The following is a 15,314-nucleotide window of genomic DNA, read 5'->3' as shown; positions in this document are numbered from 1 at the left end:
ACGGCACGTGCGAGTTGTAGATGTAGAGAAGAATCACCTTCCAGGTGACACTGCAGCTACCCCAGACCCGCCCGATGTCTCTGACCGCTCTGTGTATTCAAAGCTTTCCGTTTGCACTGCTCATTGCCCCGAAATTGGGGACATGCAGTGGGGCACAAAAACCAAGAAAAATCCCGGCAAAAACAACAACAATGCAGATCGTCAACGCTTTCAGGGCGGATTCGTGAAAACGGATCCGCCTTTTGATTTTCTGGCCACCGGAAAATCCTCAAATCACTCTCCCGGGAACCCGGAATCGAAGGCAAGCGTGTGCAAATCCTGCTCAAACCGTTAAACTCTCGGTTTTTGCTCATCGCAATCACGGATTTCAATGCCTAAATCAATTTTCACGTTCGTCGAGCAATCGGTCGAGAAGCTCCGTTCCATCATGCCCGGCAACGGAAAGAAGAAAGCCCATACCTACGAGCGTCGGGAAATTCCACGCGACCAGCACACCGTCTCTCGCTCTGTCATCAGCGAGCCGGCCAAAAAGGTTCTGCACCGACTGAACAAGTCGGGCTTCGAAGCCTACCTGGTTGGCGGTGGCGTTCGCGATATCCTCCTGGGCGGGCAGCCCAAGGATTTCGACATTGCCACCAACGCCACGCCCGAAGAGGTCCACGATCTGTTCCGGAACTCGCGCCTGATTGGCCGCCGGTTCCGGATCGTGCATGTGGTGTTTGGCCGCGAAGTCATCGAGGTCACCACCTTTCGGGGCAATGCCAACGAGGCCGACAACGACTCGGTGGATGATGACCGCAGGACCAACGAACACGGCCTGCTGCTGCGCGATAACGTTTACGGTACCCAGGAAGAAGATGCCCTGCGCCGGGATTTCACCGTCAACGCCCTGTACTACTGCATCCGCGACTTCACCGTTATTGACTTTGCCAACGGCATAGAAGATCTGCGCAACCGTCAGCTGCGCCTGATCGGCGATCCTGAAACCCGATACCGGGAGGACCCGGTGCGAATGCTTCGCGCCATACGGTTCGCCGCCAAGCTCGGCTTCGATATTGAACCGGAAACCGAGGCCCCCATTCGCGAGCTGGCGCCCCTGCTCAATCATATTCCGCCGGCTCGGCTGTTCGATGAAGTGCTCAAGCTGTTCTCCGCCGGCCACGGCGAGGCCACCTACGATCTTCTGAAGCACTATGACTTGCTGGCCCCGCTGTTTCCGGAAACAGCCCGGGCACTGGAGGCCGGCGAACCCGACGAACTGATTCGCCAGGCGCTTCGCAACACCGACGCCCGGATTGCCCAGGGCAAGTCGGTGACCCCCTACTTCCTGTTCGCCGCCATGCTCTGGCCGGCACTTCAGGCGGAGTGGCACCGTCGGCAGGATAACGGCGAACCGGTACAACCTGCACTGCACGGCGCGATTGGCAAGGTGATCGGGCGCCAGGTGCAGGCCACCTCGATCCCCAAGCGCTTCTCCGGCCCCATGAAAGAGATCTGGGAGCTTCAGATGCGCCTGCCCCGCCGGCAGGGCAAACGGGCCTTTGCCACCATGAGCCAGCCCCGCTTCCGCGCTGCCTATGACTTCCTGCTGGTGCGGGAAGCCGCGGGTGAAATCGAGCCGGGCCTGGGCCAGTGGTGGACCGACTTCCAACAACAAGATGAGCGTGGCCAGGAGCGGATGCTGTCGGAACTGAGCAGCGATGCGCCCAAAAAGCGCCGTCGCCGCCGCAAGCCGGTCAAGCGCCCCGCCCAGCAATGATGACCGACGCTTTTATCGGGCTCGGCAGCAACCTCAAGGAGCCTGCCGCACAACTGGCACGGGCGGTCGCCGAACTGGCGTCCCTGCCCGACTGCACCCTGGTGGCACAATCGCCTTTCTATGCCAGTCGTCCGGTAGGCCCCCAGGACCAGCCGGACTTTGTCAACGGAGCGGTCTGGCTCAGCACCGGGCTCAGCCCCCACCAGCTTCTGGACCAGTTACAAGCCATCGAACGGGCCCATGGTCGGGAGCGTCTGCGGCACTGGGGACCTCGCACCCTGGACCTCGACATCCTGCTCTTCGGCAACCAGGTCCTCAACGACGAACGGCTGACCGTGCCTCACAGGGAGCTTGCCAACCGGGACTTTGCCCTGCAGCCGCTGCTGGATCTGAAGCCGGACCTGCATCTGCCGGATGGCGAAACCATCGCCGAACTGCGGCGGCACTGCCCCGACAACCGCTTGCGCAAGCTTCCGCCAGCGGATTACCCTTAACACCTGATTGCCGGAAACCCCGGCCCGGTCTTGGCCCATCCACCCAAAAGGCAAGGATTCTATGGCTGTTACCATCAATACCCTGCGTGAATACAAGCAAAAGGGCGAAGCCTTTGCGGCCCTCACCTCCTATGATGCCACCTTCGCGCAGGTGGTCAGTGAAGCCGGGGTCCCCGTGATCCTGATCGGCGATTCCCTGGGCATGGTGTTGCAGGGCCACGACAGCACCCTCCCCGTCACCATGGACCAGATGGTCTATCACGTAAGCTGCGTGGCCAAGGGCAACCGGGGCTCACTGATCATGGCGGACATGCCGTTCATGAGCTACGGCACCGTGGAATCTGCCCTGGAGAACGCTGCGGAACTGATGCGTGCCGGCGCCCACATGGTAAAACTTGAGGGCACTGACTGGATGAAAGAGACCATTACCGCACTCACCGAGCGGGCGGTCCCTGTCTGCGCACACCTTGGCCTGACCCCGCAGTTCGTGAACAAGTTCGGCGGCTACAAGGTGCAGGGTCGGGACGAGAAAGCCGCAGAAATGATGATTGAGCACGCCTGCGAGCTCGAGGCCGCCGGCGCCGATGTCATCCTGCTGGAGTGCGTGCCCGCTCCTTTGGCCGCCCGCATCGCTCAGGCGGTGAAGGCTCCGGTCATCGGAATCGGCGCGGGCTCGGACACCGATGGCCAGATCCTGGTGCTGCACGACATGCTGGGCATCAGCACGGGTCGCAAGCCCCGCTTCGTGAAGAATTTCCTGGCAGAAACCGACTCGGTTCAGGAAGCCATCGAGGCCTATGTGAAGGCCGTGGCAGATCGCACATTCCCCGCTGAGGAGCACACCTTCAAGGCATGAGAACCGTACATTCCCTCAAAGAACTGCGAACCATACTCCGGGGCTACCGCCAGCAGGGCAAGACCATCGGCCTGGTACCTACCATGGGTAACCTGCACGAAGGGCATATATCCCTGGTACGCAAAGCTGCCGAAATGGCCGATGTAGTGGTTACCAGCATTTTCGTCAATCCCATGCAATTCGGGGCCGGCGAAGACCTGGACCGCTACCCGAGGACACTCGCCGAGGACCAGGACCAGTTGGCCGCCGCCGGCAACACCCTGGTGTTTGCCCCAACGGTGGCCGAGATCTACCCGGAGGGACTCGCCAGGCAGACCCAGGTGGTCGTCCCGGATGTCAGCGATGGCCATTGCGGCGCCAGCCGACCGGGGCACTTTGAAGGCGTGGCAACGGTAGTCACCATGCTGTTCAACATGGTGCAGCCAGACTTTGCCGTGTTTGGCGAGAAGGACTTCCAGCAGCTGGCAGTGATTCGCAAGATGGTGCGGGATCTGATGGTGCCCGTTGATGTGATCGGCTCGCCCACCGTGCGCGAGGACGACGGCCTGGCCAAAAGCTCCCGAAACGGCTTCCTCAGCCCCGAGGAACGGAAAGTTGCGCCGGCCGTCTTCCAGACGCTGCAGGCGGTTGGCAAGGAGATCGCCAATGGTCGTACAGACTTTCAGGCACTGGAAAGCGAAGCTGAGGCACAGCTCGCCAAAGCCGGGATGCGTCCGGACTACTTCAACATCGTGAACAGCCAGACGCTCAAACCGGCGACACCCGAAGACCGTGACCTCACGCTTCTGGTGGCGGCCTTCCTCGGGACAACCCGACTGATCGACAACCTGTCCCTGTCGCGATAGACCAGCAGAAAAGGAAACTCTGATGCCCGCACATCCTCACGTCCTGACCTCGACACCCGAATGGCAGACACTGAGGGAGCTCCGGGAACGCCTCGATACCGTTGCCATGAAAGACCTCTTCAGGGACGATCCCGGGCGGGCAAAGCGCTATTTCATCCAGGGGGCCGGTCTGTCCCTGGATTTTTCCAAGAACCGGATCACCGACGGGGTACTGGACGCCCTACTGTCCCTGGCCGACCGCTGCGGCCTTGCAGAGCGTCGCGACGCCCTGCTGCGGGGTGACCGTGTCAACGTAACCGAGGATCGCCCCGCCCTGCACACAGCCCTGCGCAACCCCGGCAGCGAGTCCATCCGGGTGGACGGCCAGGATGTGGTGGCGGAAGTCCAGCGCACTCTGGCTCGAATGGAAACACTGGTGTCGGGGGTACTGGACAAGAGCCGTACCGGCTATACCGGCAAACCACTCACCGATGTGGTCAGCATTGGTATCGGTGGCTCCTACCTGGGTCCCAAGCTGGTGGGTGAGGCGCTGCAGCCATACGCCCAGGGCGGCTTGAAATGTCATTACGTAGCCAACATCGACGGCACGGAAATTTGCGAGACGCTCCGACAGGTCGACCCAGAAACCACCCTGTTCCTGATCCAGTCCAAGTCCTTCCGGACCCAGGAAACACTGGAAAACAGCAAGGTGGCCAAGGCGTGGTTCCTGGAGCATGGCCAGGATTCCGATGCCATTTCCCGGCATTTCATGGCGGTGACCGCCAATGTGCCGGCGGCCCAGGATTTCGGCATTGACCCGGACAACGTGTTTCCCATGTGGGATTGGGTCGGTGGCCGCTATTCACTGTGGTCTGCCATCGGGCTGCCCATCGCACTGACCGTTGGCATGGACAACTTCCGGGAACTACTGGCCGGCGCCCATGCCATGGACCAGCATTTCCGGGACGCACCGGCACGGGAGAACCTGCCGGTGATCATGGCCATGCTGGGCATCTGGTACAACAATTTCTGGGGCGCGGAAACCCACGCCATCCTGCCCTACGATCATTACCTGCGGAGCCTGCCCGACCACCTCCAGCAACTGGACATGGAAAGCAATGGCAAGTGCGTGACCCAGACCGGTGAAGCGCTGGGCTGGCAAAGCGGCCCGGTGATCTGGGGTGGTGTTGGTGCCAACGGCCAGCACGCCTACCATCAACTGATTCACCAGGGCACCCGACTGATTCCGGCCGACTTCATCATTCCCCTGACCACCCACAATCCGGTGGCCACCCACCACGCGGACCTGTTCGCTAACTGTCTGAGTCAGTCCCGGGCCATGATGGCCGGTAAGTCCCTGGAGGAAGCCACCGCGGAATTACGAGCGGAAGGAATGCCGGAGGCCGAGGTGGCGCGGCTGGCCCCGCACAAGGTCATCCCGGGCAATAAACCCAGCAACACCCTGACCATGGCGAAGGTAACGCCTCGCACGGTGGGCGCCCTGATTGCACTTTACGAGCATCGGACCTTCGTGCAGGGGGTTATCTGGGATGTCGACTCCTTCGACCAGTGGGGGGTGGAACTCGGCAAGCAGCTCGGCAAGGGGATCCTGCCACGACTTCTGGGCGAAGACTCTGGCCAGCAGGCCAGCGACAGCTCCACGGATCAATTGATCGAGATGTTCCGCTCAGCCGGCGGCGCTTGATATTCGCCGGCCACGCCAGTGGAAGTCCACCGGCCAGAGCTTCTGACCCGCGCTGTACTCACGCCACAGCTCACCGTAAGTTTTGCCGCACACCGGATGTACGTCATCCGGTGCGATGTCCGCAAGCGGCCGCAAGACAAAGGCATTCTTGAGAATCTCGCCCCGGGGCAGCTCCACGCCATCAATCGGCCCGGCCGCATTGCCGTATGTGAGGATATCAAGATCCAGGGTTCTGGCGCTGAATTTCGGCACGTCACGACGTCGGCCATTCTCAGCCTCCAGCTGTTTGAAGCGCCGCGACAGTTCTGCAACGGACAGCTCGGTATCCACGCCCACCACCAGGTTAAGGAAGGGCGAACCGTTGAAACCCACAGCCTCGCTGTCGTACACCGGCGATATCGCGAGCTCGTCGAACCACTTGTCCAGCGCCTCGAGGGCAGCTGTCACGTAATGTTCGCGGTCCACATTGCTACCAATGCTCAGGTAAACACGAACTGGGTTCGACACTACCGCACTCCCCGTTCAATTCGGACACCCACCGCGGCCGCACCCGGAACGGCACCTGGCTTACGAATGGCAAGCCGCAACCAACCCACACCAAACTCGGCCTGCAGAACTGCGGCAAGCTCTTCGGCGGCACGCTCAAGCAATTGCGGCTGGAGCCGCTTCAGGCAGGCTTCCACACGTTCGCTGACGGCGGCGTAATCCAGAGCATCGGCAACGTCGTCCGAGCGGCCCGGCACCCGGTTATCCCAGGCCATTTCCAGGTCAATAACGAGGCTCTGGGTGACTTCCCGCTCCCAGTCGTAGACGCCAACCACGGTTTCCACCACCAGGCCTTCAATAAAAACGGTATCTGCCACGGGGACTCCCGGGTTCTTCCACTGATTGGTGATTGAATAACGCACAACCTGCGGATACTGTGACTTTGCTGGCCGGCATTTTCAGGGCCGGCATTTTCGCACATTTTGACCAGGGACGTCTTTGCTTCCGAGCCTGCCACATGATTCCGAGTGACCCGGTATTGACCGTACTGCTCTGCGCTGCCGCCTACCTGGCGGGTTCGGTGCTGTTCGCACTGCCTGTGTGCCGGGCCTGGCAACTGCCGGACCCCCGAGCCCAGGGCTCCGGCAACCCTGGCGCCACCAACGTTTACCGCACCGGCGGTTGGGCGCCCGCGTTGCTGACCCTGGCACTGGATGCTGCCAAAGGCTGGCTACCGGTCTGGCTGGCCCACGAGGTGGGGCTGTCGGTGATGGTTCAGGCGGTGGTTGCCCTGTGCGCGGTGACCGGCCATATGATTCCGGTATTCTTCCGCTTCAAGGGTGGAAAAGGCGTGGCAACGGCACTGGGCGCCGGTCTCGCCCTGGCACCCCTGACCACCCTGTTAATGGCGGGCATCTGGGCGCTGGTGATCTGGCGCTGGCGGATCTCGGCGCTGGCGTCACTGATTGCGGTGGTTAGCGGCCCGCTGATCAGCGCGCTGTTGGAGCCAGAAACACTGCCGCTGTTCGGCCTGCTCGCCATCCTGATTGTGGTTCGCCACCGGAACAACCTGATTCGGCTGGCCCAGGGCCGCGAAGCCGGCCTCTGATCAACCCGGATTCAATCCACCAGGCCGGATGACCGGGGCTGACTCAACGGTGGCAGGGTATTCATAGGCCAGCGCGGCACAGCCACGATGCGCTCTCCGTCTTTCTGGCCCGCCAGCATCCGCTGGGCGCCCGCGTAGGCAATCATGGCACCGTTATCGGTGCAGAATTCTGGCCGGGCGTAGAATACGCGGGCTTTCAGCTTACCCGTCATGGCTTCCAGCGATGCCCGCAGGCGTTTGTTGGCACTTACGCCCCCGGCGATCACCAGGCGCTTGCAGCCGGTGTGCTCCAGTGCCCGCCGACATTTGATCACCAGGGTATCCACAACCGCCGCCTCAAACGCCAGCGCGATGTCGGCCCGAGTCTGCTCATCGAGCTCGCCCGAGTCCCGTGCAGCGTTGACAGTGTTCAGAGTGAACGTTTTGAGGCCGCTAAAGCTGAAATCCAGACCCGGCCTGTCAGTCATTGGCCTTGGGAAGCGGTAGCGGCCCTCGGTACCCTTTTCCGCCAGGGCTGCAACGCGGGGGCCGCCCGGGTAATCGAGGCCGAGCATCTTGGCGGTCTTGTCAAACGCCTCGCCGGCGGCATCGTCCACCGACTCACCCAGCATTTCATATTCGCCGATGCCGTCCACCCGTACCAACTGAGTGTGACCACCCGATACCAGCAAAGCCACGAAAGGAAATGCTGGCGGGTTGTCTTCAAGCATGGGCGCCAGCAAATGCCCTTCCATGTGATGTACCCCGAGGACGGGCACGCCCAGGGCAAAGCCGAGAGCGTGCGCCACGGAACCGCCCACCATCAGCGCGCCGACCAGGCCCGGGCCCGCGGTGTAGGCAATTCCCTCGATGTCGGAGCGGCGCCGGCCGGCATCGGCGAGCACCTGATCGCACAGGGGCAGCAGTTTGCGAACGTGATCCCGGGAGGCCAACTCGGGGACCACGCCACCGTAGTCTGAGTGCATGTCAATCTGGCTGAACAGCGCATGGCCCAACAGCCCCTGTTCGGTGTCAAACAGCGCCACGCCGGTTTCGTCACAGGAGGTTTCAATACCAAGAATCAGCATAGTCCGGGCCACATCGGTCGTCATAAATGAAAACGGCGCGTAGTTTAGCAGAAACCCGAAACCGGCAGGCAGAATCATCGAACAAACATTGACCTCGCCATCTGCCAGGCGCTATTATTGCCGCCCTAAATATGCACTGGTCGAGTTTTAGCCAATCTGACCAGGGATCGAGAACCGTCCTGGCGCGGCCAGGCGGACAACATTGAAACCGAATCTATCAGGTAGGTGATTTCCGAATGCCAGCTGTTAAAGTGAAAGAGAATGAACCGTTTGACGTAGCACTGCGTCGCTTCAAGCGTTCCTGCGAAAAAGCGGGCGTACTCTCTGAAGTACGTCGTCGTGAGCACTACGAGAAGCCCACCGCTGTTCGCAAGCGCAAAGCAGCCGCTGCCGTCAAGCGTCATCTCAAGAAGCTTCAGCGGGAACAGCGCAAGTTCGAGCGTCTGTACTGAGTTTCAGCAGACGCCGCTTGACTGCAAAGCACTGATTGCCTGTTCAGCCGCAGGCTGCACAGAGCGACTCAAAAATGCCGCCGAGGCCTGGCTTCGGCGGCATTTTTGGCTATTGGCCAACCCCGATGACGGCCTGATGTGGAGCCACCATGAGCGGACTGATTCCCCAACCGTTTGTTGAAAACCTGCTGGATCGAATCGACCTGGCAGAGTTGATCGGTTCGCGGATCACCCTCAAGAAGGCGGGCGCCAACTACAAGGCCTGTTGCCCGTTCCACGACGAGAAAACACCCTCGTTCAATGTCCGGCCCGACAAGGGTTTCTACCATTGTTTCGGTTGCGGCGCCCACGGCGATGCCATCAGCTTCGTGCGTGAGTTTGACGGCCTGGGCTTCACCGAAGCTGTGGAGGAACTGGCCAAGCGGGTGGGCCTGGAAGTGCCTTACGACCGGGCAGCGAAACAGGAAATCCAGCAGGCGCGGACACTGACCGATGCGCTGGATTTTGCCAGCCGCTTCTACCAGTCCGCCCTGAAAGGGCAACAAGGTAACTTTGCCCGGGACTATCTGAAGGAACGCGGCCTGGACAGCGCCATCATTGAGCGCTACCAGGTGGGATTTGCGCCCGGCACAGGCACCGCGCTGTTCGATGCCGCCAGCAAGGACCTGAAAGGTCCGTTGATAGAAACCGGGACAGTATCGGATCGATATGGCCGGCCTCGGGACCTGTTCCGAAATCGGGTCATGTTCCCGATCCGCAACAGCCGGGGACGAACCGTCGCGTTTGGCGGTCGGACTCTGGGAGACGACAAGGCGAAATACATCAACTCTCCGGAGTCGGATGTGTTTCACAAGAGCCGGGAGATCTACGGCCTGTTCGAAGCCAAACAGGCGATCCGGCAGCTCGACAAGCTGCTGGTGGTGGAAGGCTACATGGACGTGATCGCCCTGGCCCAACACGGCATTCACTATGCGGTGGCAACCCTGGGCACCGCCACCAACCAGGACAGCCTGCAAGCGCTGCTGAAACAGGTACGACACATCGTGTTCTGCTTCGATGGCGACCAGGCCGGATTTCGGGCGGCAGACAAGGCGATGGAAAACGCGCTGGAGTTGATGGCAGATGGCCTGCACCTGCAGTTCCTGATGCTGCCTGAGGGCGAAGATCCGGACACACTGGTGCGCAAGGAAGGCCCGGACGCATTCCAACAGCGCATAGACAGCGCCACGCCGCTGTCCCGGTTCCTGTTCGACCGCCAGAGTGAGGGCCTTGACCTTCAACTGCCGGAGAATCGCGGCGAACTGAGAGCCCGAGTGGAGCCCCTGCTCAACAAGATGCCCCGAAGCACGCTTCGGGACGCCATGTGGCACGAGATGCTCCGCCTGTGTGGCGGCCGCAATCAGTGGCAGCAGCGGGACCAGCAGCCAGGGCGCTGGCGGGATCCGCGCCGGGACCGCGTTACCGAAGAGCGCATTGACGTGAAACTGAGCAAGGACAGCATTCTGTGCCTTGGCCTGCTGGAAGCGCCAGAGCTGGCCACGGAGGTGGTGGAACTGGCTCGCAGCTCGCGGCAATTTGAGCAGGCCCGGGAATTCGCCGACTGGATTCTTGCCAGCGATATCAGTGACCGCAGGGCGCTGACACGGGCACTGGCGCTCGATACCACCGCGCGCCAGAGGTTTTTCAACCTGTTCGACGGGATTGAGCATATACCGGCGCGGGACAAGACCCTGGCAAATGCCCAGGAGATTCTTGCGCCGGAAAACGAAACCAAGCTGATCCAGCGAAAGCTGGCCATGGTTCGCAGCGGCGAGATTGATTTGAAGAGCCTGTCTGATGACGAGCGACAGGCGCTGAAACGGCAACTCACCCTTAACCGGGCCGAGGATGCCACTTGAAACTTGGCGGGCTGATCACCATCTAACCATTCGGTGGCAGCGCGTCCACGCGACAGCTATAATGGCTGTTTAACTTTTTTCCTCTTAAAAGCGAGTTCACAGGGTGTCTATGTCAGGCAATTCGCAAAAATCACGTTTGAAAGACCTCATTGCCAGAGGCAAGGAACAAGGTTACCTGACTTACGCCGAGGTAAACGATCACCTCCCGGAAGACATCGCCGACCCGGATCAGGTCGAAGACATCATCCGCATGATCAATGACATGGGTATCCAGGTGTGCGAAGAAACGCCGGACGCGGATACCCTGCTGATGACCGAAGGCGACTCCACCGCCGACGAAGCTGCCGCCGCCGAAGCCGCCGCCGCCCTTGCCGCCGTAGAAACCGATGCTGGCCGCACCACCGATCCGGTGCGCATGTACATGCGCGAGATGGGTACCGTTGAACTGCTGACCCGCGAAGGCGAGATCGTGATTGCCAAGCGCATCGAGGAAGGTATCCGCGATGTCATGGCTGCGGTCGCCCACTTCCCCGGTACCGCCGGCACCGTCATTCAGGCCTACGAGCGCATCATCGAGAACGAAGGCCGCATCAGTGACATTGTGACCGGCTTCCTCGATCCGGACGACGCCGAACCGTTCATGGGCGAAGACACCAGCGACAGCTCCGACGACACGGATTCCTCCTCCGACGATGACGACGACTCCTCTTCCAGCGAGGAAGAGACCGACAACGGTCCGGATCCGGAAGAAACCCGCCTGCGTTTCGAATTGCTGCGGGAGAAACTGGATGCCGCCGACAAGGCCCTGGCCAAGCATGGCCGTGCCGACAAGAAAACCCAGGACGCGCTGAACGAACTGGGCCAGGTGTTCGCACCGTTCAAGCTCGCCAACAAGGCCTTCGATGAACTGGTCAACGTGGTTCGCTCCACCAACGACCTGGTGCGGGAAAACGAGCGGGCGATCATGCAGATCTGTGTTCGCGACTGCAAGATGCCGCGCAAGGACTTCATCAAGTCCTTCCCGGGCAACGAAGTGAACCTGGACTGGGCCGACAAGATTGCCAAGAGCAAGAAGCCCTATGCTGCCCCCATGGCCGAGCGCATTGACGAAATTGTCCGTCTGCAAAAGCGCATCCTGAACGTGCAGACCGAAGTGGACCTGGACGTCGCCGATATCAAGGAAATCAACCGTCGGGTGTCCATCGGCGAAGCCAAGGCCCGTCGCGCCAAGAAGGAAATGGTCGAAGCCAACCTGCGTCTGGTCATTTCCATCGCTAAAAAGTACACCAACCGTGGCCTGCAGTTCCTGGACCTGATCCAGGAGGGCAACATCGGCCTGATGAAGGCCGTAGACAAGTTCGAGTATCGCCGGGGTTACAAGTTCTCGACCTACGCCACCTGGTGGATTCGCCAGGCCATCACCCGCTCCATTGCGGACCAGGCCCGCACCATTCGTATTCCGGTGCACATGATCGAGACCATCAACAAGCTCAACCGGATTTCCCGCCAGATGCTGCAGGAGATGGGCCGTGAGCCAACACCGGAAGAGCTCGGTGAGCGCATGGAGATGCCCGAGGACAAGATCCGCAAGGTGCTGAAGATCGCGAAAGAGCCGATCTCGATGGAAACCCCGATCGGCGACGACGAAGACAGCCATCTGGGCGACTTCATCGAGGACATCCAGGCCCTCTCCCCGGTGGATTCCGCCACCGCAGAAGGTCTGCGCGAAGCCACCCGCTCGGTCCTGGCCGGCCTCACCGCCCGGGAATCCAAGGTGCTGCGGATGCGTTTTGGCATCGAGATGAACACCGACCACACCCTGGAAGAAGTCGGCAAGCAGTTCGACGTAACCCGGGAACGGATCCGTCAGATCGAAGCCAAGGCCCTGCGCAAACTGCGTCACCCGTCACGCTCCGACCACCTGCGCGGCTTCATTGACGACCAGGGCAACGGATAATCCCGCAACAGTAGCGGGCGCCACACCTCACCGGTATAATGGCGCCCGCTTTGTTTCCCCCCGGAAACACCTCTCAAGACAGCGTTCGCTGAACGGGCCTATAGCTCAGTTGGTTAGAGCAGGGGACTCATAATCCCTTGGTCGCTGGTTCGAGTCCAGCTGGGCCCACCATATCTCCATTACGTAGCCGTCGATTTATTTTACACCCCCGCCGACGCCCCCTCTCCTGTCGTGATTCCATACCCATGAAAAGCTGGGGAAATCGGATTCTGGCCGCGCTTTTGCTTTGATCCAATCGGTACCTGACATTTTCGCTCAGGCTAAGCATGGAGAACTGCGAGGGACGTCGCTATGAACATGAAAACGTTGGCGGCTTTGACAATTGGAATGCTTGGGGCCGGCTCTGCCTTGGCGGTGCCTACCCTGCAACTGGATATTGATGGCGGGACTTACGTCGGGGGCTCAGAAGAAAGCACCGTGACAAACTCGCCGACCTTTGACCTGTGGGCACTTGGTGTCGTGGGCGGTGTCGACACCTCTGTCGACTACTACCTGTCGATCGCTCTGCTGCCACAGACCGAAAATGTCGGAGATCCGGCCGGGCTTGGCAACGTCACGGTAAATGGCGTGACTCTGTCATCGCTCGGGCTCTCGGAATATGGCACACCGCCCGTCGAGACGGTATCGAATGGCGGTGAGCTGGGCTCACATGGCGTCTACGACACCTTCTATTACGAGCTGATGTTCAGCTTTGCCGGTCTGCCGACCATTGCCTCCTACAACGTACAGGATGGCACTGCAGGCCCCGTCGGCGAAGAGCTGTACAAAAAGGTGTTTCAGATTGATGCGTCATCACTGGCCTTTGGTTATGGTCTGCACTTCGACCTTTACACCTATGGCGAGACCAATGGCAGACGGACAGCAATCACCGATTTTGCGCCGTTCTCGAAAGACGCTGCCTACTGTACCAGCCTGGAATGCGACCCTGTCAAAGTCGCAGAGCCATCAACCATCGCGCTGTTCGGTATTGGTCTGATGAGCCTGGTTGCAATCCGCAGACGCGCCGCTGCCAAGTGATGTCGAAAAAGTTGACACATTTTTAACATTCTAAAAGGTCCCGCTCCCGGGACCTTTTTTTGCCAATAAATTCAGCACCAGGAACAACTTAGAGCATCGCTACCGCCCTGAGCCTGTTCTGTACCCCCTCCACGCTGGTTTTACAGACGCCATTTCATGTCAAAAAAGCCAACGTCCTAAAAAGACAAGCTGAATACACTATCCCTGAACCACAATAATCGCCATGCGCCAATCACCCATCGCATGACGTCAGTACAACAACAAAGAAGTACAGGAGTGTATCAATGGCTATGCCTTCCCGGTTCTCAGTACGGGCCCTGTCCGTTGCCATCGTTTCAGTCGCAGCAGGTCTTCCGTTTACAGCCACCGCCAGCATGGGCAACCTCGGCACCACCTACGGCGTCATGCCTGTCGATGTCGCGACCGCCCAATCCCTGTCCATGTTCAACGATCAGGTGTCTGCCACCTATTACAATCCGGCCTACCTGACCAAAGACACGCGCGGCGAGCTGACCACCGGCATTCTCCACGCCGAGCAGGAGCTACGTTCCGCCAACCCCAACGCCAACGGCGATGTACTTTCGAATTCTCCGAGCCAGCACGTGCTGATCGGCATGAAGACCAACCTGGGCTCACTGACCCGTTTCAAGCATCCCCTGTACCTGGGCTTCATTGCCGGCGTTGAAAAGTACGGCAAGGAAATGCTGGCGTTCGACTCGCGCACTACCGAGAGTGGCCAGTTCCTGCAATACGGCAAGGAGCCGCTGTTCCTGAACGTGGGCGGTGCCACCCAGATCTGGCGGGGCATTTCCGCCGGGGCGTCTGTCCGGGTGACCCTGGACGCGCAGGCCCAGTTGGATGCGGTGTCCACCCTCGGCGGCGAAACCAGCCGTGAGCGACTGGCGGTCAACGCAGAGCCGTCGCTGAAAACGATCCTGGGCACCAACATCGACCTCGGCAGCACCTTCTGCCCGGACAGCGACTGCTTCCTGAACGGCTGGGAAACCGCACTGACCTATCGAACCAAGTCTTCGGCTTCTACCTCGGTCAACTCCAAGATCATCGTTACCCAGACCATTCCAGAGCCCGGCCTCAGCCTCGCTGTGACCACCATTGACTCCTTCCAGCCAGAGACCATTGGCATCGGCGCCCAGTACAAGGGCGAGAACTGGCGCGTGGGCGGCAGCATTGAGCAGCAGAACTGGTCTGAGCTGGAAAAGGAATTCGCCGCTGACACCATTAAGGATCAGCAGTCTGCAGCCCCGGCCAACCGGATCGGCTTTGACGACATCCTGATCCCCCGCATTGGTGCCGAGTACACACTGAACGAGCACTTCGCCGTTCGCGGCGGCATTGCCTACGAGGAGTCACCCCTCAAAACCACGCGCAACCCGGAAATCAACTACCTGGATACCGACAAGATCGTGGTTGGCCTTGGCATCAGCGCCACTTACAACCGCACGCGCCTGCTGGCGTACCCTGTGCGACTGGACGTTGGATACCAGTACCAGCAGTTGCAGGAGCGTGATTTCACCCTGGTTGATTTCGAAGGCAACGAGACGCCGGTTACCGCCGACGGCGATGTTCATGTCATCAGCGGTTCCATTACCCTGAAGTTCTGAGGAGGGTTC

The 15,314-nt window shown here is 60.3% G+C and carries 14 protein-coding genes and 1 tRNA gene; 12 read left to right on the top strand and 3 right to left on the bottom strand.

Annotated elements, in window-relative coordinates:
• Positions 1 to 427 precede the first annotated feature (427 nt).
• The 5 genes from pcnB (at position 428) to pgi (ending at position 5,638) form a co-directional block, all read left to right on the top strand.
• Positions 428 to 1,759, top strand: a complete 1,332-nt coding sequence (gene pcnB, locus AC0J1C_RS02515; protein ID WP_375192541.1) for a polynucleotide adenylyltransferase PcnB — start codon at positions 428 to 430, stop codon at positions 1,757 to 1,759.
• Positions 1,756 to 2,253 carry a 2-amino-4-hydroxy-6-hydroxymethyldihydropteridine diphosphokinase gene (gene folK, locus AC0J1C_RS02510; protein WP_473045490.1) on the top strand — a complete coding sequence of 166 codons (498 nt, stop codon included), beginning with the start codon at positions 1,756 to 1,758 and terminating at the stop codon, positions 2,251 to 2,253. Before pcnB ends, folK (AC0J1C_RS02510) begins: the two co-directional genes overlap by 4 nt.
• A gap of 61 nt (positions 2,254 to 2,314) precedes the next feature.
• Complete coding sequence (panB, locus tag AC0J1C_RS02505) at positions 2,315 to 3,109, top strand: 3-methyl-2-oxobutanoate hydroxymethyltransferase (protein ID WP_375192491.1); 795 nt, start codon at positions 2,315 to 2,317, stop codon at positions 3,107 to 3,109.
• On the top strand, positions 3,106 to 3,954 hold the full coding sequence (gene panC, locus AC0J1C_RS02500) for a pantoate--beta-alanine ligase (protein WP_473045489.1): 849 nt from the start codon (positions 3,106 to 3,108) through the stop codon (positions 3,952 to 3,954). The genes panB and panC overlap by 4 nt, the downstream gene beginning before the upstream one ends.
• A 22-nt stretch (positions 3,955 to 3,976) precedes the next feature.
• A complete protein-coding gene (gene pgi / locus AC0J1C_RS02495) occupies positions 3,977 to 5,638 on the top strand; it encodes a glucose-6-phosphate isomerase (protein ID WP_473045488.1) in 1,662 nt (553 codons plus the stop codon).
• Here pgi and folK (AC0J1C_RS02490) read toward each other — a convergent pair.
• Both folK (AC0J1C_RS02490) and folB read right to left on the bottom strand, forming a co-directional pair.
• Positions 5,621 to 6,145, bottom strand: coding sequence for a 2-amino-4-hydroxy-6-hydroxymethyldihydropteridine diphosphokinase (gene folK / locus AC0J1C_RS02490; RefSeq protein WP_473045487.1), 525 nt, complete (start codon positions 6,143 to 6,145; stop codon positions 5,621 to 5,623). The two genes, pgi and folK (AC0J1C_RS02490), sit on opposite strands and share 18 nt — an antisense overlap.
• On the bottom strand, positions 6,145 to 6,501 hold the full coding sequence (folB, locus tag AC0J1C_RS02485) for a dihydroneopterin aldolase (protein ID WP_473045486.1): 357 nt from the start codon (positions 6,499 to 6,501) through the stop codon (positions 6,145 to 6,147). The genes folK (AC0J1C_RS02490) and folB overlap by 1 nt, the downstream gene beginning before the upstream one ends.
• Before the next feature lie 140 nt (positions 6,502 to 6,641).
• Here folB and plsY point away from each other — a divergent pair, with 140 nt between their 5' ends.
• The gene (plsY, locus tag AC0J1C_RS02480) at positions 6,642 to 7,232 is read left to right on the top strand and encodes a glycerol-3-phosphate 1-O-acyltransferase PlsY (protein WP_473045485.1); all 591 of its coding nucleotides are present in this window, start codon (positions 6,642 to 6,644) and stop codon (positions 7,230 to 7,232) included.
• 11 nt (positions 7,233 to 7,243) lie between these two features.
• Here the strand turns inward: plsY and tsaD are convergent, their stop codons facing one another.
• The gene (gene tsaD, locus AC0J1C_RS02475) at positions 7,244 to 8,299 is read right to left on the bottom strand and encodes a tRNA (adenosine(37)-N6)-threonylcarbamoyltransferase complex transferase subunit TsaD (RefSeq protein ID WP_473046491.1); all 1,056 of its coding nucleotides are present in this window, start codon (positions 8,297 to 8,299) and stop codon (positions 7,244 to 7,246) included.
• 236 nt (positions 8,300 to 8,535) lie between these two features.
• Here tsaD and rpsU point away from each other — a divergent pair, with 236 nt between their 5' ends.
• The 6 genes from rpsU to aupA all read left to right on the top strand — a co-directional run bounded on the left by rpsU (position 8,536) and on the right by aupA (position 15,305).
• Positions 8,536 to 8,751, top strand: coding sequence for a 30S ribosomal protein S21 (gene rpsU, locus AC0J1C_RS02470; protein ID WP_007153483.1), 216 nt, complete (start codon positions 8,536 to 8,538; stop codon positions 8,749 to 8,751).
• 149 nt (positions 8,752 to 8,900) lie between these two features.
• Positions 8,901 to 10,649, top strand: coding sequence for a DNA primase (gene dnaG / locus AC0J1C_RS02465; RefSeq protein ID WP_473045484.1), 1,749 nt, complete (start codon positions 8,901 to 8,903; stop codon positions 10,647 to 10,649).
• Positions 10,650 to 10,758: 109 nt separating this feature from the next.
• Positions 10,759 to 12,606: an RNA polymerase sigma factor RpoD gene (gene rpoD / locus AC0J1C_RS02460; protein WP_473045483.1), complete on the top strand. Its 1,848-nt coding sequence runs from the start codon at positions 10,759 to 10,761 to the stop codon at positions 12,604 to 12,606.
• Positions 12,607 to 12,700: 94 nt separating this feature from the next.
• Positions 12,701 to 12,777 (top strand) — tRNA-Ile (locus tag AC0J1C_RS02455).
• Between the two features lie 180 nt (positions 12,778 to 12,957).
• Positions 12,958 to 13,683 carry a choice-of-anchor N protein gene (locus AC0J1C_RS02450; RefSeq protein WP_473045482.1) on the top strand — a complete coding sequence of 242 codons (726 nt, stop codon included), beginning with the start codon at positions 12,958 to 12,960 and terminating at the stop codon, positions 13,681 to 13,683.
• 284 nt (positions 13,684 to 13,967) lie between these two features.
• On the top strand, positions 13,968 to 15,305 hold the full coding sequence (gene aupA, locus AC0J1C_RS02445) for an alkane uptake protein AupA (protein ID WP_473045481.1): 1,338 nt from the start codon (positions 13,968 to 13,970) through the stop codon (positions 15,303 to 15,305).
• Positions 15,306 to 15,314 lie beyond the last annotated feature (9 nt).

It is taken from the genome of Marinobacter sp. E2, assembly GCF_055755345.1.
The sequence above is the reverse complement of the archived record's forward strand: the minus strand, read 5'-3'. Positions and strand labels throughout refer to the sequence as shown.